This is a genomic window from Hyphomicrobium sp. (assembly GCF_047600905.1).
GTDB lineage: Bacteria > Pseudomonadota > Alphaproteobacteria > Rhizobiales > Hyphomicrobiaceae > Hyphomicrobium_B.
In genome coordinates, this window is sequence record NZ_JASGKD010000001.1 from 3,419,993 (window position 1) to 3,442,032 (window position 22,040).

The 22,040-nt window shown below is 55.3% G+C and carries 19 protein-coding genes and 1 tRNA gene; 12 read left to right on the plus strand and 8 right to left on the minus strand.

Translation table 11 applies throughout. The annotated features are described in order from the left end of the window. Positions 1 to 2 precede the first annotated feature (2 nt). The 4 genes from QM780_RS16435 to QM780_RS16450 are packed head-to-tail and all read left to right on the plus strand — an operon-like array spanning position 3 to position 3,512. Positions 3 to 875 carry a branched-chain amino acid ABC transporter permease gene (locus tag QM780_RS16435; protein WP_415071513.1) on the plus strand — a complete coding sequence of 291 codons (873 nt, stop codon included), beginning with the start codon at positions 3 to 5 and terminating at the stop codon, positions 873 to 875. Beyond that, positions 850 to 1,905 carry a branched-chain amino acid ABC transporter permease gene (locus QM780_RS16440; protein WP_415071514.1) on the plus strand — a complete coding sequence of 352 codons (1,056 nt, stop codon included), beginning with the start codon at positions 850 to 852 and terminating at the stop codon, positions 1,903 to 1,905. Before QM780_RS16435 ends, QM780_RS16440 begins: the two co-directional genes overlap by 26 nt. Then, positions 1,872 to 2,618 (plus strand): ATP-binding cassette domain-containing protein, encoded by a 747-nt coding sequence (locus QM780_RS16445; RefSeq protein WP_415071515.1) that lies wholly within the window; start codon positions 1,872 to 1,874, stop codon positions 2,616 to 2,618. Before QM780_RS16440 ends, QM780_RS16445 begins: the two co-directional genes overlap by 34 nt. Further along, positions 2,619 to 3,512, plus strand: a complete 894-nt coding sequence (locus QM780_RS16450) for an ABC transporter ATP-binding protein (protein WP_415071516.1) — start codon at positions 2,619 to 2,621, stop codon at positions 3,510 to 3,512. 733 nt (positions 3,513 to 4,245) lie between these two features. Here QM780_RS16450 and QM780_RS16455 read toward each other — a convergent pair. Next, the gene (locus tag QM780_RS16455) at positions 4,246 to 4,935 is read right to left on the minus strand and encodes a TetR/AcrR family transcriptional regulator (RefSeq protein ID WP_415071517.1); all 690 of its coding nucleotides are present in this window, start codon (positions 4,933 to 4,935) and stop codon (positions 4,246 to 4,248) included. A 257-nt stretch (positions 4,936 to 5,192) separates the two neighbouring features. Between QM780_RS16455 and QM780_RS16460 the strand changes: the two genes are divergently transcribed. The 6 genes from QM780_RS16460 (at position 5,193) to QM780_RS16485 (ending at position 11,224) form a co-directional block, all read left to right on the plus strand. Further along, positions 5,193 to 6,047, plus strand: a complete 855-nt coding sequence (locus QM780_RS16460; RefSeq protein WP_415071518.1) for an ABC transporter permease — start codon at positions 5,193 to 5,195, stop codon at positions 6,045 to 6,047. Positions 6,048 to 6,050: 3 nt separating this feature from the next. Beyond that, entirely contained in the window at positions 6,051 to 6,899 is an 849-nt protein-coding gene (locus tag QM780_RS16465; protein WP_415071519.1) for an ABC transporter ATP-binding protein, read from the plus strand. Between the two features lie 10 nt (positions 6,900 to 6,909). After that, entirely contained in the window at positions 6,910 to 7,926 is a 1,017-nt protein-coding gene (locus QM780_RS16470; protein ID WP_415071520.1) for an ABC transporter substrate-binding protein, read from the plus strand. Between the two features lie 98 nt (positions 7,927 to 8,024). Beyond that, positions 8,025 to 9,386, plus strand: a complete 1,362-nt coding sequence (glnT, locus tag QM780_RS16475) for a type III glutamate--ammonia ligase (protein ID WP_415071521.1) — start codon at positions 8,025 to 8,027, stop codon at positions 9,384 to 9,386. Positions 9,387 to 9,396: 10 nt separating this feature from the next. Then, positions 9,397 to 10,161, plus strand: a complete 765-nt coding sequence (locus QM780_RS16480) for a creatininase family protein (RefSeq protein ID WP_415071522.1) — start codon at positions 9,397 to 9,399, stop codon at positions 10,159 to 10,161. Between the two features lie 25 nt (positions 10,162 to 10,186). Next, the gene (locus tag QM780_RS16485) at positions 10,187 to 11,224 is read left to right on the plus strand and encodes a hypothetical protein (protein ID WP_415071523.1); all 1,038 of its coding nucleotides are present in this window, start codon (positions 10,187 to 10,189) and stop codon (positions 11,222 to 11,224) included. 34 nt (positions 11,225 to 11,258) lie between these two features. Here QM780_RS16485 and QM780_RS16490 read toward each other — a convergent pair whose 3' ends face one another. Then, entirely contained in the window at positions 11,259 to 11,885 is a 627-nt protein-coding gene (locus tag QM780_RS16490) for a TetR/AcrR family transcriptional regulator (protein WP_415072069.1), read from the minus strand. Here QM780_RS16490 and QM780_RS16495 point away from each other — a divergent pair. Further along, a complete protein-coding gene (locus QM780_RS16495) occupies positions 11,852 to 12,913 on the plus strand; it encodes a winged helix-turn-helix domain-containing protein (protein ID WP_415071524.1) in 1,062 nt (353 codons plus the stop codon). The genes QM780_RS16490 and QM780_RS16495 overlap by 34 nt on opposite strands. A 65-nt stretch (positions 12,914 to 12,978) precedes the next feature. Here QM780_RS16495 and QM780_RS16500 read toward each other — a convergent pair whose 3' ends face one another. The 4 genes from QM780_RS16500 to QM780_RS16515 all read right to left on the minus strand — a co-directional run bounded on the left by QM780_RS16500 (position 12,979) and on the right by QM780_RS16515 (position 15,939). After that, complete coding sequence (locus QM780_RS16500; protein ID WP_415071525.1) at positions 12,979 to 13,230, minus strand: hypothetical protein; 252 nt, start codon at positions 13,228 to 13,230, stop codon at positions 12,979 to 12,981. A gap of 174 nt (positions 13,231 to 13,404) precedes the next feature. Continuing rightward, a complete protein-coding gene (locus QM780_RS16505; RefSeq protein WP_415071526.1) occupies positions 13,405 to 13,908 on the minus strand; it encodes a hypothetical protein in 504 nt (167 codons plus the stop codon). 2 nt (positions 13,909 to 13,910) lie between these two features. Further along, entirely contained in the window at positions 13,911 to 15,002 is a 1,092-nt protein-coding gene (locus QM780_RS16510; protein ID WP_415071527.1) for a hypothetical protein, read from the minus strand. Between the two features lie 217 nt (positions 15,003 to 15,219). Further along, a complete protein-coding gene (locus QM780_RS16515) occupies positions 15,220 to 15,939 on the minus strand; it encodes a GcrA family cell cycle regulator (protein WP_415071528.1) in 720 nt (239 codons plus the stop codon). Between the two features lie 867 nt (positions 15,940 to 16,806). Here QM780_RS16515 and QM780_RS16520 point away from each other — a divergent pair. Then, positions 16,807 to 19,812 (plus strand): hypothetical protein, encoded by a 3,006-nt coding sequence (locus QM780_RS16520; protein WP_415071529.1) that lies wholly within the window; start codon positions 16,807 to 16,809, stop codon positions 19,810 to 19,812. A 35-nt stretch (positions 19,813 to 19,847) separates the two neighbouring features. Here QM780_RS16520 and QM780_RS16525 read toward each other — a convergent pair whose 3' ends face one another. Both QM780_RS16525 and QM780_RS16530 read right to left on the minus strand, forming a co-directional pair. Further along, positions 19,848 to 21,254 (minus strand): P-loop NTPase fold protein, encoded by a 1,407-nt coding sequence (locus QM780_RS16525; RefSeq protein ID WP_415071530.1) that lies wholly within the window; start codon positions 21,252 to 21,254, stop codon positions 19,848 to 19,850. A gap of 571 nt (positions 21,255 to 21,825) precedes the next feature. Beyond that, positions 21,826 to 21,902: transfer RNA gene (locus QM780_RS16530), tRNA-Arg, on the minus strand. Positions 21,903 to 22,040: the final 138 nt, after the last annotated feature.

The following is a 22,040-nucleotide window of genomic DNA, read 5'->3' on the forward strand; positions in this document are numbered from 1 at the left end:
CGATGAACTTTGCGTCGTTCGCAGTCAACACACTCAGTACAACGATGGTCTATGCTTTATTTGCTATGGCCGTCGTCTTCGCTTATCGCACCGGCCGTATCCTATTTTTCTGTGTTGGCGAAATTGGCACAGTGTCGGCTTACGTAATGGCAGAGGTGTGGAGTTGGTCGGGGCAGACTGTAGCTGGATTGCCGTTCGCAGTTTTGGCCACGTTGGGAGTCGATGTTGCAGGAGGGGTGGTTCTCTTTTTCATTCTCAGCCAGGAAAAGCAGGACGATCCTTTCGTTGGAACGGCAATCACCATCGCGCTCGCCATCATCCTCGTCGGTGTGATGTCCGTCATATGGGGTAGCTCTGTCGAGCAACTCCCCCTTGTCAAAGGGTTTGTGACGATTGGAGGCGCAACGCTTCCACTTGTAGGCCTCGTCGCGATCGCTGTGGGGGCTCTGACAGTGCTGACCGTGTTGCCCCTGTTTTATTGGACGCCGATAGGTGTCGAGTTGCAGGCTGTAGCCGAAAACCGCCAACTCGCGATGCTCAACGGCATTCCTGTCGAACGGCGAATGTTGATGACGTGGATTGGGGCATGCATTCTGTGCGGCATCGGCGCCGTCCTTGCGGGTGCTGTTTCGGCGATATCGGTGGAGGGATCAGCCATTGGCTTTTCTGGCATCGTCGCCGCGATCATCGGCGGCTTAACGAGCCCGGGAGGGGCGCTTGCAGGAGCGCTCATATTGGCCACCGGCGAGAATCTAATCTCGCTGTTCTTTGACGTCCGCTACAGCACGGTCGTCCCAGTCGCATTTCTTCTCATTCTTCTAATGGTCCGTCCTTGGGGGTTGAGTTCTCGTGTTGAACGCATATTCCGGACGTGACGTGGGCAGCGAGCTATCAACGGACAGTATCGATAAGTCTGCACGACTTCGATTTGCCGGTGTCTTCGTTATCTTCGCCGCCATAGCTGCTGCGCCGTTCGCGCTTGGCAATCTCGCGCTGCATCTTGCGGTGAGCGGAGGTTTGTTGGCGCTCGCAGCGATGCCGCTTACGGTGCTCGTGGGATCAGCAGGACTGCCATCGCTTGGGACCGCTGCCTTCCTTTGCATTGGAGCGTTCACCGCCGGCATTTTGTCGAACAGCCTTGGGCTCGGGCTGCTCCCTGCCGTTGCGGTTAGTGCGGTGCTTGGGCTTCTGAGCGGCACAATAGTGGCTGCGACCACGCTTCGAGTGTCAGGTCTTTATCTCGCGGTCGGAACCTTGGCGCTTCAACGAGCCATCGGAGTTGTCGCTACGGACCTCGATTTGAAGTTGACCTATGCCGCCGGCTTCATGCTCGACGATCCGATCCTGTTTGGCATCCACATCAATTCCCTTCAACGCTGGTGGACGTTAATTGCGCCGCTGATGTGCGTGGTTTACGTCGCCTTCCGCTATCTGCAGCTAAGCCACGTTGGCCGCGAATGGGCATTGCTACGCACGCATCCGGCTGCCGCTGCAGCTTTGGGAATCTCGATTACAAAAAGCCGGATTCAGGTCTTTGCTCTGACTTCCACAATCATAGCAATAATTGGCGTGATCAGCGCCTATCATCTGAGCAATGTCCAGGCGGGAATTCTATACGCTCGAATTGGCAATCGTCTATCTGACGATTTGCGCATTGGGCAAGCCGGGAAATCTAATGGGTGCCATTATGGCTTCCTATCTGATCGTCCTGTTGCCCCAAATAATCCAATCCCTGTTGAAGTTATTTTCCATCGATGCCACCTCGCGCGCCGCGGGTTTGGAAAGTATCGCAATCGGAACCATCCTGATTTTAGCGCTCCTGCGCGTTCCCCAACGTACGCTTGCAAAACTTCGAAAGTGGAGATTGCATCGTGGCTAGTTCTGAGGAAGATTTGCTGTCGCTAAAAGACGTGAGCATCGCGTACGATAGAAAATTCGCGTTGAATAAGGTGTCGTTGAAAGTCCAACGTGGCGAGAGCCTTGCTTTGGTCGGCAGCAATGGTGCGGGCAAGACGTCCCTTCTTGGTGCTATCGCGGGATTTTTGCACAAAGGCCAAAGTATTGATGGGCAGGCACTCTTCGATGGTGACGATCTGCCATGGGGTAACATCAACAGACGGCGACGTATCGGAATTGGTCTGGTGCCGGAAAAGGATAAGGTGTTCCGGCTGCTGACGGTCGACGAGAATCTTGAAATTGGGGGGCGCGCTCGGCACAGCAGAAAGAAAGCCGATGCATTTGATTGGTTTCCCCGCTTGGCGGAACGGCGAAAGATCCAAGCAGGAAATTTATCGGGCGGTGAGCAGCAAATGTTGGCTCTTGCGATGGCGCTCCTTGCGTCACCCCAGCTCTTGTTGCTTGATGAGCCGAGTCTCGGGCTGGCTACGCCGATCGTGGAGTTCCTTTGTCAAAGCTTGGGCCGTCTGAGGCAAGAGCTTTCGCTTACAATTCTCGTCGCCGAATCTGACACGCAATGGATCCCACACTTTGCCGACCGCGTTCTTGTACTTGACCGGGGTTGGCCGATTGCAACATTCGATCGGATTGATTCCTCCAATCTCGAAACGATCCACGGCATGCTCTTGGGTTTGGTCAGCCCCTTTCCTGTGAGCGCTTGAATGTTATTGCACCGAGCCGAACAGCCCGCCATCTTCGATGTTCAAAACGTCAGCTTGTCTTTCGGCGGCATGGTCGTTCTGGATAACATCAACCTGTCGGTCCGGGAGTCGGAAGTCGTGGCGTTGATAGGTCCGAACGGTGCCGGCAAGTCAGCGTTTCTGAACTGCATTAGCGGCGTCTATCCCGTACAACGAAACGCTTGCATCACTCTTGATAGTGTGCGGCTGGATCGTCTTCCGGCGCACCGCAGGGCGCGGGCAGGAGTAAGCCGGACGTTTCAGGGATTGAATCTGATATCCAGCCATTCGGTGCTCGATAATGTTCTTCTCGGGTGGACTACTCACTTCGCGCAAAATGTGTTTGGAATGCTGGCGCAGCCGTGGGCGGCACTCAGGGCTGAAAGGCTCGCACGCGAAGAAGCATTTGAAATACTCGATTTGTGCGGTCTCAAAAAAATCTGGGGGGAGCGTTGTAGCGAACTACCGTTTGGCATTCTTCGGCGCGTCGACCTCGCGCGTGCACTAATTGGTAGGCCCAAACTTCTTCTGCTCGATGAACCGGCTTCGGGGCTGAGCCATGATGAGCGTCCTCTTATCGGTCAGATGGTCCGGTTGGCCCTCACGCGCAAAAAACTCGCGGTGCTCTGGATTGAACATGATCTGGATTTGGTATTTTCGGAGGCGCGTAGGGCCATCGTTCTGCATCATGGAGAGCAGATAGACGAAGGAAATCCAAGTGATGCCAATCAGCGTACGCGTCTGATAGAGTTCTTACAAAAGCGGGCGCCTAGGCGAACAAAAGGGAATGTGGCGATCTCTCTCGTCATCGGCGGCAAGTGCCGCCGCATCCGAACCTTAACGCAGGTCAGGCCGAAGATCCCCAGGCTTGGATGAGATGAATAGAAAGAACGGGATTGGGTGTCAGCTGAACGCGGGTGAACAGTCATGAAATCGCATCGTTCCGTGAGCATCTGACCTTTCACGGCGACGTCTGCTATCTCGGCAAAGCAGCTCTCGGCTTAGAAGCGGCCCGCAAAACCGCCCGCTTGAAATTTGTACGAAACCTGCGAGGCAACTTCTAAGTCAGTTTTGCCGAGATTGCGGACATCGGCCGTCCCCAAGAAGTGAAAGTGGACCGAGGTCTTGTGAAGGTTTGCCATGCTTCGGATAGCGGACCTAACTTTGTGGACCGCAGTCAAGCCCTGTTCCAAGCGGTCTTGAAAGCTCTGGTTCGTGGGGTTGTTGAGACGTAGGGCTTGATCCAGGATCCGCCCAAGCTGGTGCCGTAGCGCGTCCCAGCCGCTTCCAATCGGAGCAGTTCTCGTCGTTTCATGCGGCTTAAAGCAGACAAAACGAGGAACTCAAATCCAGGAAGTACAGGCACGCATTTGCGCTAATTTCTTCGGGCTCTTCGCGGCACAGTTTAGAGGAATGCCAAGCACTCCGGCGGGCGAGTGACCCCAAATTCCTTCACCCTAGAGTTAATCATCGTAAGGATCGATATTGCCGAGCTTGAAGAAATAGTGCTCGAATGCCCCCCCCAACTACGCAAGACCACCCAAAAATCAATTGTTATCCTCCACCGTACAGTTGAATTCTCGCTCGAACCTCCACGTCTGCACACGCGCTACTTCTTACAATCCAAATAAGCGCTCAGAAACGAGCGGAGCTCACGGATCGACTGAACCGGTTTGAAGTCCTTGAGGATCAGCGCTCGTGCGAATACGCCGTCGAGGTAGGTTGAGATAAAACTGGCCGTCTCATCGACATTAACTTTGCGGAATTCCCCGCTCTTAATTCCATCGGCCAAAGCCGCCCGTAGTACGTCGCGCTCGTCTTCATAGAAGCGCCGGATCGCGTCATCGATCCGCACGTTGCGCTTTGACGTCTTGGCATAGTCGATAGAGATCTTGATGAGCTTGGCTATCGTCTCATACTCTTTGATGTGGTTATCGAGCCATCCATTGATGATGGCACGTGGATCCTTCAGCCCCTGGCGAGCGATCCGGAACTGCTGGAATGCGCGCTCGACGGCGAGCGTTACCGCTTTCCGAAATAGCTCCTCCTTGCTTCCGAAGTAGTAGTAGATAAGAGCCGGATTGAAGCCCGTGGCGTCGGCAATGTCCTTTGTCGTGACCGCTGAAAATCCGCGCTCCGCAAAGAGGTCGAGAGCGGCTTCGCGAATATGGGTTTCGGCGTCCAGGGAATCGACATCAAGCTTCGGACGACCGACACGCGCACTTCGCCCACCCCTAGCCTTCTCTGCACGTCGCCGCGGCAAACGAACGGCAGCCGGCGATCTGGTTTGATTTCCCAAGCTTCTATCTCCCGAATCTCTTTGTCTTGCGGACCTTAATAGCAAATCCAGAGTGCCTGCCGGTATCCATCGCGCCTCGAATTTGTGCGGGTTGGTGGAAAGAATGTTCAAAAATTCCGCAGTTTCAGGGAAGCAACCGCTTGCGCTCCATAATTAATTAATCGTTTAATTATGATCTACGCAAGTGTCCATAGGCTTTCTCAAGTGAGGAAGCCCCCGGCCAACACGACGAGCGCTTCGATATGCGGACAGCTCTAATGAACGCTTCGACTGGTGACGTCTCGACCAAGACCGCGTTGCCGGTTGCGCCGGAGATCTCTGCGCGTGGGCGCCAATGGCAGATCCGTGGAGCGCTTAGCCGACGACAGTTTGCGCTTTACGCTGTGGCAGGCGTTTTCACTCCTATTCTTCTCTGGGCGTTCCTCAACGAGGCGGCGGTCGTCCCGAAAATTTTTCTGCCCGGGCCTCTGGACGTCGTCAAACGCTTCTGGACGTGGGTCCTCAATGAGGGGTTCACAGGCGATCTCCTCATCAGCGTCGAACGCGTGAGCATCGGATTCCTCGCGTCCCTAATCGTCGCCCTTCCGCTCGGATTGCTCGCGGGCACATTCAAACCCGCCGAAGCCTTTCTCGAACCGGCGATGGATTTCATCCGCTACATGCCTGCTGTCGCGTTCGTCCCATTGATGATGCTGTGGTGCGGCGTCGGTGAACTTTCAAAAATCTCGATCATTTTTATCGGCACCTTCTTTCAGATGGTCCTGATGTTCGCCGACGACGTCAGAAAAGTGCCGATGCAGCAGATCGAAGCCGCTCAGACGATGGGTGGGACGCGGCGCGAGATACTCTACAAGGTGATCTTTCCGTCGGCGGCGCCCGCGCTCTTAACGACGTGCCGGATCACGCTTGGTTGGGCGTGGACATACCTTGTCGTCGCAGAAATCGTCGCCGCGAATTCTGGGCTTGGATATGCCGTCCTGAAAGCTCAGCATTTCCTCCAGACAGACAAAATTTTCGCGGGCCTCATCGTCATCGGATTTCTCGGCCTCTTGCAGGACCAACTTCTCCGCGCCCTGCACCGCGTCCTCTTCCCGTATTTGAGGAGGCAATAGTCGATGACGAAGTCAATCGAGCTAAGTCGACTCTTCAAGAGCTTTGCCAACAATAAAGGCGGCACGCTCGTTCTGGACAACATATCGCTCTCGATCGCTGCGGGCGAGTTTCTGACCATCGTGGGCGCATCCGGCTGCGGAAAATCAACGCTTCTCCGGATCATTGCCGGCCTCGAAGCAGCGGACAGCGGTGTGGTTCTCGTTGGAGGCCAATCGATCGACGGTCCCGGCGTCGATCGCGCGATGGTCTTTCAGGATTACAGTTTGTTTCCGTGGCTGACCGTCAGGCAAAATGTTCTGTTCAGCCGTCGTCTCGCTGCTAACACTCACGACAATCTGGCTCTCGAGCGGGGCGCGGAGAATGAGCGAGCTCTGAGGCTTATCTCGCTCGTCGGCCTTGGTGCCGCACAAGACGCGTACCCATCACAGCTTTCCGGTGGAATGCGTCAGCGCGTTGCAATCGCCCGCGCGCTCATGTCGAAGCCATCCATCATCCTCATGGACGAACCATTCGGCGCACTCGACGCGCAAACGCGCGAAGTGATGCAGGATCTCGTCTTGAGCGTCGTCGCGCAGGAAGGCACGACGATCGTGTTCGTTACACACGACGTCGAGGAAGCGCTCTATCTCGGCTCGCGCGTCGTACTGATGTCCCCGCATCCCGGTCGCATCGACACCGTCTACGACGTGCCGTTGCCGAGGGAGCGCAACGTCATGATGCGGATCGATCCACAGTTTCTCACTCTTAAGCGGACGGTGATGGAACGCGTCCGCCAAACCGTTGGCCTGTCGCTCGACAGGTCTGTCTTGGGAAGCATCGGAGCCGAAGCATCCGCTCGGCAACATTCTTGAAGGAGTACCCATGATGCGACAGTTTTGGACTAAACTCCGGAATATCGGATTGGCTTGCGCGGTTGCGCTCGCGGGCGCCAGCTCGCTTCAACCGGGCAGCGCACACGCAGAAGAGCAGGTGACGCTCGCGACAGTCGCGTGGATCGGATACGCGCCGTTCTACATCGCCGTCGAAAAGAACCTGTTCCAGAAATACGGCGTCAAAGTCGCACTGAAGGACTTCGAGGATCCGGCCCTCATCCCAGCGGCTTTGCAAAGCGGCGGCATCCAGGGCGCCATGTACACCTACGACCAGGTGATCAATCTCACCGCAAACGGCAACGCCTTTCGCGTCGTCATGCCCATCGACTACTCGAACGGAGCCGATGCGGTCGTCGCCCTGAAGTCGATCAGTTCGATGGCCGACCTCAAAGGCAAAAAAGTCGCTTATCCCTTCGCAACCTGTGACAACCTTCTCGTTTCCTACGGACTGCAGAAAGCGGGCCTCGCGGAGCCTGACGTCGAAGGTCTCGACACAACGCCGGAAAACGTTGCGGCCGCGCTGGTCGGAGGCGCTGCCGCCGGCGCGACCTACGAACCGAATGTCAGCAAAATTCTGAAACTCGACGTCAATGGCGGATACCACACGATCTTCACCTCAGCGTCCGCACCGGGTCTCATCACCGATATCCTCTATTTCTCGACCGACTATATCAGCAAGAACCCGAAGACGGTTGACGCCGTCATCAAGGGTTACATCGACGGCATGGCCTTCATGAAGGAGCATCCCGACGAGGCCTATGCGATCGTCGCTAAGTACTTCTCGACGACGGTCGACGATGTGAAAGAGCAGGCCAAGGGCGCCTACAACATTCCGGTCTCCGAAATGGCCGGATATTTCACGCCCCATGAGGACGCAAAGTCTCTCTTCACCTCTGGAAAGCTGATTGCGGATGTCTTGATTAAGCGCGGGCAGATCAAGGCGGCTCCGAAAATCGAGGATACTTTCGACGCGGCATTCGTTAGCGCGCTCGTCGCTTCGAAGTAATCGCAGAACAGAAAACGGCGAAGCGCAATGGCTGCTTCGCCGCCAACCGGCCCCGTGACTTTGACAGACTGAGACCAATAACGGAGTAAAAACGAAAAATGGATGCCATCGTGAACAAAGGGCCGACAGAGCTCGAAAACAAGCTTGCTGGCGAGGGAGTGAAGTATTTGCTTGCAAGCTACGTCGACATGCACGGCGTCTCAAAGGGCAAGACCGTACCTATTGCGCATATGGACCGCATGATGGCGGGCTCCGAGCTTTGCACCGGCGCAGCTCTCGATGGCATCCCGCAGGATGTCAGCGACGAAGAGGTGGCGGCACATCCGGATGCCTCGTCCTGCGCTGTTCTTCCGTGGAACAAGGATGTCGCCTGGTTCGCGAGCGATCTCTGGTGCCAAGGCAAACCGTTCGAGGCTTGCAGCCGAAACATTCTGAAGCGTTCGCTGGCAAAAGCGGAAGCTCTGGGCTACGGCCTCAACCTGGGCATGGAAGCCGAGTTCTTCGTGCTTCAGGACGATCCGGTCCTGGGCATCAAGCCGCTGTCGGACCGCAAGAACCTCGAGAAGCCAGCGTATGACGTTGCCAGAACGCTCGACAACCTCGGCTGGATCGGCGAGCTCATCGATTCGATGAACAGCCTAGGCTGGGATGTCTACAGCTTCGATCACGAGGACGGCATCGGCCAGTTCGAAATCGATTTCCGCTATTTCGACGCGCTGTCGATGGCCGACAAATACGTATTTTTCCGGATGATGGCGCACGAGATCGCCCGCAAGCACGGCGGCTTCGCGACCTTCATGCCGAAGCCTTATGACGATCGCGCCGGTAGCGGCGCTCATTTCAACATGTCGCTCTTTGACAAGAAGACAGGAAAAAATTTATTCGCCGACGCATCAGATGTGCGCGGGTGCGGGCTCTCGAAACTCGGCTATCAATTCCTTGCCGGCATTCTGAAGCATCTGCCCGCAATCTGCGCCGTCGTCGCGCCGACCGTGAACAGCTACAAGCGTCTCGTTCTCAAAGGCTCGATGTCGGGATTTACGTGGGCGCCGGTCTGGGCCTGCTACGGCAACAACAACCGCACGAACACGCTGCGCATTCCGCTGGGCGGCGGTCGCGTGGAATTGCGGGCAGCCGATAGCTCGTGCAACCCGTACCTCGGTGCTGCGCTGGTGCTTGCCGCCGGTCTTGAAGGCATCACTCAAGAACTTGATCCGGGCGATCCCCACACCGAGAACATGTACCTGAAAAGCGAAGAAGAGCTCAAAAGATTGGGCGTGTTCCATCTTCCGCGCACGCTCGAAGAGGCGGTCAACGCCTTTGACGCCGACCCGCTAAGCGAGGAAATTTTTGGCTCTGCGATGAAGAAATCCTGGGTCGACTTCAAGCGGGACGAATGGTTGAGCTACATCAATCACGTCTCCGACTGGGAACGCGCGCGCTATCTCAAGTTCTATTGATGGCTCTGCGATGAAGTGGGCGGTAAGAACCTGGAGCGAATTGCCTCGCGATTTGGCGAAAGCCTGTCGCGCGGCGATACTCCCTGTCGGTGCCACCGAGCAGCACGGGCCACATCTCGGTACCGGCATGGACTTCGTCATAGCGGAAAAGCTGTGCAGCGAAGTTGCGAAGCGAACGGGCGTACCAATGCTCCCAACGCTTCCCTACGGATGCTCCCTTGGGCACAGCCGGCGGTGGCCGGGAACGATCGCCTTGCAGCCGATCACCCTTATTACGGTCGTCAAGGAAATCGGCGATTGGGCGTACCACAGCGGAGTGCGCCGACTATTCATCGTCAATAGCCACGTGACGAACGCAGCCCCGCTGCGTTGCGCGCTCGAGATGCTCCGCGCCGAGCACGACGACATGATGGTCGCGGTAATCAATACGGCGACCATCAGCGAAAGGGTGCGGACGGAGCACTTTTCCGACGCACAAGACTGGCATGCCAACGCTGCAGAGACGGCACTTATGCTGGCAGAAGCGCCGGAAATCGCCCGAAGCGATCTTATACCGACATCGGATGATCCCGATCGCACGGAGGGACTTGTCTTCGCGCATCCCGTCAACAGAACCAGCAAGAATGGCGTCACGGGAGCGCCGAGCCGTGCTCGCATCGAGGATGGTCGCGAGCTTTTCGCTTGGATGGTCGAAGACCTTTCGGCGCTCATCGAAAAGGGGAAGCTTGAGCGCCCCGCGCTCGAGCAGTCTTATTTCGATCCCGTTGAGCAATGACGAGAGAAAGCACGATTAATTTACGATGACGAAGCTGCGGTATCTCGGTTGGGAAGGTTACGCTGACGGTAATTTTGCCGACGCGCTTCGTCGCGATACGGGCTTAGAGATCGAGGGCGAAAATCATCTATCGGATGATCTCGCGAGCAGGACCGTGCAAGCGGCACCCGCTGCATGGGACATCGTCAACATCAATACGCCGTTCGTGCGCGATGTCTTGCATACGCGCGGCATCGTCCGCCCGCTTCCGGATAAATTTGAGCCGAAGATTAGGGAGCTCGTTGGTGTATTTTCGCGCTTCAAAGCCGCCGCGGAGGGCCCCAATGGAGAAATTCTCGGCATTCCCCAACGCTGTGGCCCATTCAACCTCGTCATCAATCGGAATCGCCTCTCACCTGCGCTCGCCAGGGAGCATGGTTTTAGCCTCGCGTTGAATCGGGATTTTTACCAGCGCTTCGGAATTCTCGCTTACGAGGATTTCAACGCCATGCACATCGCAATCGCGGCTGGCCTCAATCCGTTCGAGCCACTTGATGATCCGGCTATTGCAATGTTTTCCGATGCGGCTCGATCGATTTTCCGATCGGCACGAACAGTTACGCCGGATCATAATCTCTTGAACCAAGCCTTGGTCGATGGCGATATCGATTTCTACATCAGCGGCGGAACGTACACGGCATCGCCGGCACGGCTCTCCGGCAGGGTGGAAGTCCGCGCCATTACGCCGGAGAACGGGCCGATTTCGGGAAAAGGCGGCGTTGCCTTTGTCGAAATCAACGCGCTCATCAATCACGCCGCGCTGCCGTTTGAAGCCGGTGAGATTTTCCTCGACTATATCGCGAGCGAAAGCGGTGCTGTCGCTGCGTCTCTAGCGGCCGGTGCCTGTAATCCCGTCGCGCAAATGCATCGCGCCTCGGTATTCAATCGCTTCGACCGCGCTCATCTTGACGCAATGCAATGGGACGATTTCGAGGAGGATATGTCGCGCTGCGCGGATTACGCGATCATGCCCAATTATCCCGAACTTCTACAAATCGTTAAATCCTCTTCCCAATACGATTAGGTGCGCCGCCAGTCGGCTTGCCACGAAAAGCCGATCAGATCCTCCAGTTGAGGTGCATGTGGATCATGACGTTGAACCTGCCGATTTCCCTCGTTGCATCCAAGTCGGGAAGGATAATGGACCTGACCATGATGCCGTCGAGAAATGTCGAAATGAGCGCCGCGATTTGGTCAGCATCGACAACGTCACATGAACCCCTTTTGATGCCGGCTTCGATTGCCGATGTCAGAACGCTCCGTTCTGTATCGTAAAAAAGCAAGATTGCGGCATCGATGTCGTCCGACCTCGTTCCGCTGCTTCGATAATTGAGGGTCATCTTCACGAATTTTCGGATGATCTCAAATTGACGGATGTGCGTTTCAAGCCATCCCGAGATGATATCGCGGGGCGACTTCGCGTTTTCCTGCAGATCCCGAAAGTGCTGCAATGCCTGTTGGACAGTCGTCTCCACGACACTCCGAAACAGCTCCTCCTTGCTTTCAAAATAATAATACAGCATCGCCGGGTTCATCCTGGCCGCGGCCGCAATCTCTTTCGTCGACACATCGGCGTAATGGCGGCTCTCAAAGAGGTGTGCGCGTTCTAGCCTACGCTGCGGCTTTATCCCTTGTAGGCGTGTCGATCGCGATGAACCTCCAAGCCGGGCTTGCGAAATCCGAATTCCTCACGGGTCAAATTACGTGGGCAGCAGCAAGCGTCGCCTCTGACGTCCTCAAAGCCCTAACGCCGCTTCTCATTGTCTGGGCAATAGCTCGACGCGATGTGCTGCGGACCATAGCGGGCGTCGTTGTTCTGACTGTGACGGCGAGCTATTCGCTGACATCAGCGCTCTCTTACAGCCACGCGAGCAGCGAGAACGCTACAAATTCGAGGACGGCTGCGAACGACGTCTACGAACGCGCAAAGGTTGCTTACCGTGAAGCCGACGAGGCGCTGAAAGCATTAGCTCCGAGCCGGTCGGTCGATGAGCTTGACGCGAAAATTTCCGCTCTGCTAGTCGATCCACTTGCAGGGGATTGTCACACCATAGACGGGCCGGTGTCTCGGCGTGTTTGCCCGAGCGTCGCAGAGCTTCGAACCGAGCGCGCAATTGCCGTTGAGCGAGCGCGGCTTCAAGGTGAGTTAAAAGCTGCGCAGGGAAAGCTCGATCGGTTGCCCCCTCCGAAAGTCGCTGATCCTACGACCGAAGCTATCGCCGGGGTCTGGGCGCGCGTCGCAACACCTCCGTCGCCCGATACGATATCAACCTGGTTGGGATTGTCTGGCGTTCTTCTAATCGAGGTCGGAAGTATATTTGGATTGCTTGTAGCTTCCGGTGTCGACACCGCAATGGCGAAAGAAATAGAAGCCGCGGCGCCGAGCACGCCGCCGCCGACAACGATCGGGGGGCCTGAGGCTGTCGCGCCAATTATAGACGCGGCGTGTGTCGTCCATACTGAAACGCTCCCGCCGTGCGTGCCGGTAGCGGTCAAGCGGAAGCGCGGACGGCCGAGCCTTATTGCCGATGACTCCCTCGAAAAGCTTAAAGCGATTGCGCGCGACGGTAAGGTAACAGCTACTCACGCAGCAATTGCCGGTGCGCTAGGCGTGTCGAAACCAACTGCCAAAAAGCAACTCCGAAGCCTTGAAAAGAGCGGTGCCGTTCGAATGAAAACCGGGCCGCGGGGCGCGTCAATAAGATTGATGTGAAATCAACGCTTGCGACAAGTGTGGGCGCTACGTCAACGCTCGACAATTGGGCTGAGACGTAGCGCCTAATCTCTTTGCGCCCACGCCCGGATCATTTTTGCAAGAGTGTCGATTATCTCGACCGCTTGAACAAACAGCCAATACGCGAGGACAAGAGCGCCGACCGTCAATGCAACTTCTAAAACGACTTCGATCACAAAATATATGAACCGGCCCACGAAGCTGAATGCGCTGCTATATTCTAAATGGGATGCCGAGCCCCCTGAGGTTGGTTCCACTCCACTTTGATTACCGCTCGGCTCATCAAAAATACTCATTCTGACCCCCGACCAACAATGCGGGCTTCTCCCTCGGCGTCGCGTAAAATTTTCTCTCGGATTAGCCGGGGAGCGCAATGCCACTAGTTTAGCGGCTGTTTTGTGTAGCGTGATCGTGGGAAATCGCAGCATCCACACGAAAATGACTGCCCGATGCGCATCACCTCGCACAGATCACGGCCACGTAATGGCAGGCAATTCTCCGATCAATCCCGAAACGGTAGGCTGATTTCGCTCTTGTGCCTGGACTGCTGCAAGCTGTGAATAAACGTAACTCCACACCGCGTCCCGCCAAGCGATAAACGCGCTTGCTTCCGCCGCCCAATTTGGAACGGTGCTGTCTTTGTACGATGCGAGCGACACGCCGTCCGCATAGTTGTGCGATTGCGCCATAGTGTCGATGACGCCTTGAATGGCGCGGCTGTAGTCCGCTTCCGTAAGAACGGGGAGGCTCGCTAACGCGGCTTCCCTCACGACGGCGACCGCTTCGGGGGTCCAAAGTTCGGCGGCTAGCGTTTGCGCTTCGGGTGGATAGGTACTCAAATCCGTATCGGCCCATGCGCCGTTTTGAACATGGCCGGGCGTCAATACCGACCGATGAATGTTACCGTCTTCGGCCGTGTCGATAACGGCAATATTGATCGACGAACCGTCCCGCAAATATGTGTTGTTTGTCATCGTCATGCGATCCTGTAAACGCCTTCGAAGTAAATTGTTGTGCCTGCGTTTGTGTTTGCGTCGGTCACGTCTGTAACGCCAGTCGTTGTTCCGCAGCGGACCCAACACTTAGTGTCGTTCGTCGCCACCATCACGATCAGGCCGCCACCTATGGACGTGAATAACGCGCCTAATGAAGCGGGTAGCACACCAGCATCGGTGTTTGCGTCGTTGGCAGACGTGAAAGGCAGCCCCGTGATTTGCAAGCTTCCTGCGACGGTGCCTTTTGCGCTCGTCGTTATGCGGCCCTTGATAAAACAGAGTTTGCCGATGCGAACGTAATATCCGGCCTGTGTGGCGTAAGTGATGCCCGACGCGGAAGTCGAATATGTAAAAGCTGGCGTCCAGGTTCCTGACTGAAAGTCTGCTTTCTCGCTGTCCAACTCTGCGAGAGCCGATTGAACGTCTGTTGCTGCGATGTTGCCCGTGGGGCTAAACGACACCGCACCCGCCGACGTCCCGCCGACGTTCGTCCACGCAGAGCCGGTCCAGATGCGAAGCACGTTGCTTGTCGTGTTCCAATAAAGGGCGCCGACAAGCAGAGCGTTGCCGTCGTTATCGAGCGTCGGGTTGCTCGACTTTGCGCCGAGGTATCTATCGTCAAAGCTGTCGTAAGAATTTGCGGCTGCCGTAGCCGATGCGGAAGCCACTGACGCTGACGAAGCGGCGGCGTCCGCAGAGTTAGACGCGTTCGTTGCTTGGTCGGTCGCGGTGTTCGCTGCCGTCACCGCTGAAACGACCGCATCTTGGAACCCGGCTATGTTTCCCTCGTAGGCGTCCATACGTCCGTCAAGCTGCTGATCCCGCATAGCGGCACGATCTAGCGCTTTCTCCACAACGGCGGCGTTAAAACGCTGATTGAAAATCAAGTCGACGTCCTGCGAGAACGGCAGCACGCGGCGAAGTTCGATGTTCTTACCAGATGCTAGTGCGGCAAATGCCGGTTGCGGCGTCACGGTTGCATAAGTGAAATCGTTGGCGACGACGATTGTGTAGTCGACGCCGACCACACGAAGGCTTTTGGCACCCGTCGCCGACGTGAGCCACACTTGCATTTCTTCCGGCGCATCTAGTCGGTATGGAAAAGTGAGTGGAGCGGTCGTTCCGCCGCCAACAAAGGAAATGGTATTTGGATTTTCTGCTAGCATGGCGAGCCCCCGTGGCCGCTGGTTCGATTTTCAATCTGCTGCGACTGTCGTTGCTGCTACTCTGACGGCCCAACTTTCGATCGCGAAATTCCTTACTGATGAGACTTGCAGGGCAATAATCGCCTCAAAGCTTCAATGCATCCGCCCCAACATGTGTCTCTCCATTTTGCAAGACGTCTTGCTGTCGGCCGATCGTTAAATTTCGGTTCGAAGAGGCTGCCGCGTTGCAGCTTTCAAGCTGTTCGCGAATGGCAAAGCCGGATGTGCAGCCGTTTTCAGTAGACGCCACGCCTTCACCGGTGGTCCGTGTTGACGTCACGTCTACACTCGACGCGGACGTCGACGGATTGCGGGGCGGTGGTGAGGACGCTACGTCAACACTTCGTGGGGTTGCGGGCGTCGCGTCTACAATCGGTTCAAGCGAGCGGTGCCGATGACGAGGACAATAAATTTCGCCCTTTGCGGTTTTGTCGCCGCAACAGCCAAAGCCCGGCAAGAGTGGATCGCCGATCGGCCACCCACACTGTCCCGGCTCGCGATCAAGAAATGAGACGCGCACGACATCGTCAGCATAGACAACTTCGGGCGTCGGCGGCAGCGGCGAATAAAACCCCTCGCCTTTAAATCCGCGAAACGGCGTGCGGGGCGCATGACGCTTTCGTTTGTACGCTCTGATGCCTCGACGGCGGGATTTTAAATTCAGTCGCCGCGCTTTGCAGACGACCATGCTTTTCGTGACGGGCTGGCCGGCGAGCGCTGTCAACTCCCGGGCAATATCCGGCGCAGCGAGCCCTTCGCCGTCCCATTTATCGCGCAGAATTTGCTCCATAGCGGCGTTCCACATGTCTTCGGCTCCAAGCGGATAAGGCCGGGCAGACACGCGGTTGTGCGCGCTCTAAGGCGTTGCGGTCGGCCCGATTTAAATTTGGGGAACGACGAGGGCATGAGGGGCTAACCGGCTAGCGGGGCTTTGGCCTCGTCAGACGGCTAAATACCTGATTTGCTTATTTGACGTCCAGATTCTTGGGGAAGGGGCTTTGGGGCTTATCGGGCGGGTTTGGCATCACGAATTATAATTTATTTGATTTTGCGGGCTGATTTCCAACGCGTAGGCCAAAACTTGCTGCTTATTTAACATCATCCGGCATTGAATTATTTAGCGAAAAATCGCCCGTGGGGCCGCGGTCCGCCACGGACGGTTATTCGGAATTTTAAATTATCGACGAGGTGCGCACAATATTTATGCGTACCGAAATCAAAATTCGCAGGTTAAATAATCTGGACATTTTTACCTCCTTTCTGCCGCGCTTTTTTTTTGCGGTGAGGGAAATGTGCCTGCGGTAGCGTTCTCGCGCAAATCGTGTAACCGCGATCGCAAACTGTTAGGTGCAATTTAATCTTGGCGTCTGTAACCGACGCTCCGCAAAGTCTCAAACCCGAGAGCCGTGAAGGCGAGCAGTCCATGCCGCCTCGAAGCCTCGGCGCGCCATTACTGCGCCGTGGGCGCCCATTGACGGCTCAACGCTTCAGCACCGGCCGACTGTTTCACCGTTCGAGGCCGCTTCGCAACGTCGTACAGGCTTTCCACAGTATCGCTGCCGAACTGCGCGTCAGGCAGCGTGCGTGCAATAAATTTTGATCTATGAAGCAGCCTCGGGTTTTGCCGCGGGGTCATCAAATGGATTTAAGAACATACGTTTCGGAGGGCGCAATGCTCTATGCCGATTTTGCGAAAGCGGTTTCGCAGATAATAGTGGCGGCTCTCGATGAGGCCAAGCGAACGGGTGCGTTCAAATCCACGGCACCGCAAATCCAAACCCGCGCAAAGGGTGAGGCCAGCCTAGCGAAGAGGTTGCGCGAAAAGGGCCTAACTGACAGTGATGAGATCGAGCTTCACAGAAAAGATTTAGCTGGCTGCCGACTTATCTTTTACAGCAACGGCGCGTTCAATGAATTCCTCTCCACTCGCGTACTATTTGACAATTTCGAAATTGATGAGAGTACTAAATTTCATCACCCTGTCTTGGACGACGAAAACGCTTCGCAGTTTCGGAGCTATAACTTTGTTGTGCGGCTGAAGTCCGACAGAGCGGCGCTCCCGGAATACAAACGCTTCGCGGGTCTAAGATGCGAAGTTCAGGTCCAAACAATTCTAAATCATGCATGGTCAGAGGCTACCCACGATATTGGGTACAAGCGCGGCGATAGTCTTGAGTTTGGGACACAGAAACTCCGAGAAATCGACGAGCGCTTAACCGACATAATGCTAAAATATCTTGCGCCCGCAGGTCATGAGTTCGAGAAAGCTCAACAAGACTACGACAGTGTAATGAAAGGTCTAGCGATATCGGAACGCGGGCCTTTGAAAAATCTGCTTGATGCAAAAGACAATAACGAGCGTTGGAACGTACTCGATCTCATAATGGATCACTACTTGCCCAATCTCGATGCTGGCACCCCAGCAATACTTAGCGAGCTTCTAACCACCGTCGAGCAAGCCATAGCTATAAGCAGAGGCACCCCGAGGTCTACTTGGATGGTGGGCGACTTTAGTGTCGATGGCTTCGACGGTGCGCAGGTCATACGAAAAGCGGTCGAGTTGTTTGAAGACATAATGCGCGGAGACCCCGAGGCATCACTGCAACTCCTTATGAGACTGCACGGCGCCGCTGAATCGACCAAAGAGCGTGAGCTTTATCTTAAAGCGGCCGATCATCTGGCCGACATCCCTTATGATCTTTTTCAACGATACGGCGGCGCAGTTCATCTAGCGCTTATACGTCCGATGAAAGAACTTAGCGCCGATGACAGGCGAGCGCAAAGGGCTTTGATTCTTGGGGTTGGAAAAAATTTGCTAAAGCCGTCACTGACTTCAGTGAAGGGCTCGTATCGAACATTCAGTTTCGCTTCAGTGTCAATATCGCCGGGCAAAGACATCGGCGCAGCGCGTACGTCAGTTGTAGAATTGCTAAAGTTTCTCTACACCGACGCCTCGACAGATAACGAACGGCACGAAGTAATAAATGCACTCTTGCAAGTCGCAAGCCCACCGACGCAAGGCCAATATTCTGACGAACTCCTCGTTTGCATTTTGCAAGATACACTCGAAGTGCTGCGATTTTTGAAGGCCGAGATGACGGCCGCTTCGTTCGAGGTTAAGAATGAAATCGAATACAGCGCTTGGAACATTCATCGGATGTTCTGTACCGGGCCTCTTCCTCAGCTAGAAGCCATTTCTCAGCTTAGAACCGAGATATCGGAAGAGTGCCGTGCCATTCGCGATGCGCTCTCCTCCGACTCTGAATTCAATATTTTCAAGACCCTGGCGAGTTTTAATTCGGTTTATGCTGCAGATTGGGAGGACGGATCCAGGTTCTACAAGCGTTCCCAAAATATCCGTGACGGCGAAATCGAAACTTTTATGCAATCTCTCGATGGGAATGAGGACGCTTGGTGGCAGCGCTTAGAGCGATGCGCCGCACCGCAATTCTCGAACGGAATGTCGAGAACAGGCCTTCAGAAATTTTTGGTCCGGATTTGCAGTGAGAAGCCAAAGTTCATTGTCGATCGGCTGCCGGGTATTCGGGGAAACCTTGCTCGGTTTCTACCGACGATTTTGAACTCGCTAGCTGAAAGTGGGCATGAAAATTTGTGTGTGCCGATCGTTCGCGAATGGATAGAGAAGGGCGTTTATCTTGGCGAAGTTGCAAGCGCTACGCATTTTCTCCCGAGATTTTCTGCGGAAATTTTGCCTTCGCTGTATGAATCTGCGACCGCATCGGGCGACACGCGCGTAGTGAATGAAACGACGGCCGCAATTATTGCGAATTACGATCCCTCCAGCGGCGAGCACAAGGCGCTATTGCTGAAGGCCTTTAAATGGCTGGGCGACCGAGGAAACGCCGACATTGTTTATCACGTTTGGCATTTGGACGGCCTCAAGTCAGTGTGCGGAAGTTTAAGCGATGATGAGGTGCGGATAATTCTCAAATCCGTTATGCCGTTTTCACAAGCCGATCACCAACTGGAATCTTTCCTACAGCCAATCTCGGAGACGAACCCGCGGGCCGTTATAAGCTTCTTCAGCGACCGCATCGCATATTCGGAACAGACGATCGCGCCTACCGGCTATGACGCAATTCCTTTCGCGTCTCCTGACTTGTCGGAACTCCGTAACGAGGTGGATTTTTTACTCGAAACGGCTGCTGCGTTGTGGCGAGACAACCCCGCGAGAGAGACTGAGATTGGCGGCTTGATAAAATGCATACATCCCTCGATCACAGAGCCTTTGCGGTCGCCGCTGATAGAATTTGGTCGGAGTTCGGACAGAGCAAAACAGCGAGTATTTATTGGCGCACTCGAAAGGTATGAGGGCGCGCCCGAAGTGTTCGAGGTATTGAAAGAAGTCGTTGCATCCTCGTCAGAAATGGACTCCACGTTCGAGCGCGATTTGCACTACGTTCTGGACAGCTTAGGAGTAGTGAACGGTTCTTTCGGATTTGTCGAAGCTTATAACCACAAGAAGAAACTTATCGAGCCGTGGAATGACGGTCAGACACCGATGCTAGCCAAGTTCGCGAAGGGGTATATTGCGCATTTGGACCGACAGAGGGCGAGCGAACAAAACCGCGCAGAGCAGAGCGTGGCCCTTGAAAAACTGAAATGGGGGGAACCCATCGCCGACGTAAAACCGTCGAAAAAGGAAAGTGATTCGTAAGGCTGCCGTGGTCGGGCGATACGGTCACGCACCGCTTACGATGTTAAGTTGGACCAAAAAACGATTTCGGAATAAATCAAGCTCGCAAGTGAATGATTGAAAAAATGAGGCATTCTTGATCCTGTGAGTAGTTGGGAGCGATGCTTTATTGCCCCTTCAAATAATTCAGGTGTCATTCCTAACGAGCGCTTTTTTCGCGCTTTCTCTGCTTCATTCAAGTCTATGTATGTTGCAGCTAGCGAGACGAGCGGCTCTTCCTCATATGGAAAGTCAACGTCTTGGCAGCTCTTTTCGGCCCAGTCCAGGAACGCTTTGTCAGGATACTTGTGAGTGCAAAATCTTCTGCACTCGTCGGGCAGAACGTGGTGTCCGATGGCGAAAATAGGCAAAAAAACCGCAAAACAGGGAATTTTTCTGTTTGAAGAACGCAATGCAGCGTTGATATCGACGAATATTTGCTCCTGTTCCCGTAAAGTTAGATCGCACTTCTCGGCAATCGAGGCAAAAGTCGCTGACAAAACCTTTGCGCCGTTGTCGAAGTAGTCCATGCTCACTAGGACACCATCGGCTACCAAGTTGAAACGCTCCACTAGGTAGTTCGCGTAGCGCCTGAAGTCTGGCGATGGCAGCCGTATCCACCAATCAAAGAACTTCCGCAAATAGCCGTCGGCGTCGAATTCGCTCCCATAGCGCGCTTTCACGGTGCTTTTGAGCTGGGCGCGATCCGTCGCAACGACAAAAACGACGCCTTCGACGGAGAAAAAGTGTTTGATGTGTTCGAGTAATTCGATGGCGTAGCTCGGGCGGCATCGATCGAGTTCGTCAACGAAGACAACCAACCCTGGACCCCGTGAATTTTTTCGAAGCTCCGAGGCGATTTCCGCGAGGGAGGTTTTAAAACCTTCAACTGATTTTTCAGTCTCGCGTTGAGCCCGAATGCGTTTCGTCGCCAGCCCTTTAAGCGTCTCTGAGATTTGATCACCGTCTGTCCCGATTTCGTCTAGCCACTCCTTCACGCCCTCTTCTCCGAGCGCCTTTCTTGCGACAGCCTTTATCATGAGCGGTGCGGCCGCACGCGCGAGGTCTTTAACCCGCTTCTTGATCTCCGACTTGGCACCGACTCTCGTCAATTGCTGGTCTAACGCGGAAATGAAAGCAGCCATCGGATCGCCGGAAAAGTCGCTTGACCAAGCGTCCAGGTAGACGACGGTGGTGTTTGGCAGATCGTATTGTAAGCGAGTGAGCAAAAATGTTTTTCCGCTTCCGTATTCGCCATCGATACCTAGGGTGAAACTCTGGTTCGCAGATTCGATAATCTGCTTAAGGTGGGGGGCTAGCAGTTTTCTTTCGAGCTTGTCGCCAGCCCAAACGTTGTTTGGATCAACGGCTACGGCGGGCAGCTTAAGCACCAGTGGTTTTTCTGTTTTGGTTTCAGCCGACATCAGTATGCCACCGTCGATTGTGCGTTTGCGGACGAACGCTACTAGGTCACGAAACATAATCCCTAGACAAATTTTTTGAAATTTTAGTCCGCCACCATGCGCGAAAGACGCGCGAACGCATTCGGCCCCCCGCCCCCGTCACGCGCGGAAAAGCTGGTTGTGGATGAAACTGAATCTATTCCGCCAGAAATGCCCCAGCCGTGTCGACGAACGACCGGACTAGCTTGGTATTCGATTGCGGGTGCAGGGCGTGGTGGAGGGCGAGTACCGTCGACGGTCTGCGTCCATGCGCCTCGGAATGTTCCCGGCCATTATCCGGTGTGCATGCGGTCGGGCGGCGGGCGCTGCCCTTATCATCCAACGGGAACGATCGCCGCAAAGCCTCAACACTCAGCGGCCGTTGCGCCGTCTCGGCGCCGCATGCGGTCCGCCGTAACGCCGCTCTTTATCCCGATCGACACAGGCGATGAGCGCAGGCTGATCAGTCCCGAATTTTCTTCGGCGCTGTTGCTAATTGGTTGCTAGCGGAAAACGACCACTTGCCAGAAATGAGCTAAGTCATTGATTTAGCTGGCGCGCCGGGAAGGATTCGAACCCACGACCCCCAAATTCGTAGTCTGGTGCTCTATCCAACTGAGCTACCGGCGCTTTTTTCGTTGCGGTCAGGCCGAAAGGCCATCCGGCGGCGTGGCCGGGCGACGAAGGCACCCTCTCTAGTGGGTCGCGGTGCGAAGCGCAAGACCCCCTCTTACACGCGGCCGGAGACGTCTCGCCGCGCTTCGAACG

Excerpts from the sequence above, each read along its gene's own strand:
- glnT (WP_415071521.1), top strand. The coding sequence starts at position 8,025 with ATGGATGCCATCGTGAACAAAGGGCCGACAGAGCTCGAAAACAAGCTT.
- QM780_RS16450 (WP_415071516.1), top strand. The coding sequence starts at position 2,619 with ATGTTATTGCACCGAGCCGAACAGCCCGCCATCTTCGATGTTCAAAAC.
- QM780_RS16465 (WP_415071519.1), top strand. The coding sequence starts at position 6,051 with ATGACGAAGTCAATCGAGCTAAGTCGACTCTTCAAGAGCTTTGCCAAC.
- QM780_RS16485 (WP_415071523.1), top strand. The coding sequence starts at position 10,187 with ATGACGAAGCTGCGGTATCTCGGTTGGGAAGGTTACGCTGACGGTAAT.
- QM780_RS16525 (WP_415071530.1), bottom strand. The coding sequence starts at position 21,254 with ATGTCGGCTGAAACCAAAACAGAAAAACCACTGGTGCTTAAGCTGCCC.
- QM780_RS16480 (WP_415071522.1), top strand. The coding sequence starts at position 9,397 with ATGAAGTGGGCGGTAAGAACCTGGAGCGAATTGCCTCGCGATTTGGCG.
- QM780_RS16500 (WP_415071525.1), bottom strand. The coding sequence starts at position 13,230 with ATGAGTATTTTTGATGAGCCGAGCGGTAATCAAAGTGGAGTGGAACCA.
- QM780_RS16470 (WP_415071520.1), top strand. The coding sequence starts at position 6,910 with ATGATGCGACAGTTTTGGACTAAACTCCGGAATATCGGATTGGCTTGC.
- QM780_RS16435 (WP_415071513.1), top strand. The coding sequence starts at position 3 with ATGAACTTTGCGTCGTTCGCAGTCAACACACTCAGTACAACGATGGTC.
- QM780_RS16460 (WP_415071518.1), top strand. The coding sequence starts at position 5,193 with ATGAACGCTTCGACTGGTGACGTCTCGACCAAGACCGCGTTGCCGGTT.
- QM780_RS16495 (WP_415071524.1), top strand. The coding sequence starts at position 11,852 with ATGAACCTCCAAGCCGGGCTTGCGAAATCCGAATTCCTCACGGGTCAA.
- QM780_RS16505 (WP_415071526.1), bottom strand. The coding sequence starts at position 13,908 with ATGACAAACAACACATATTTGCGGGACGGTTCGTCGATCAATATTGCC.
- QM780_RS16510 (WP_415071527.1), bottom strand. The coding sequence starts at position 15,002 with ATGCAAGTGTGGCTCACGTCGGCGACGGGTGCCAAAAGCCTTCGTGTG.
- QM780_RS16515 (WP_415071528.1), bottom strand. The coding sequence starts at position 15,939 with ATGTGGAACGCCGCTATGGAGCAAATTCTGCGCGATAAATGGGACGGC.
- QM780_RS16520 (WP_415071529.1), top strand. The coding sequence starts at position 16,807 with ATGCTCTATGCCGATTTTGCGAAAGCGGTTTCGCAGATAATAGTGGCG.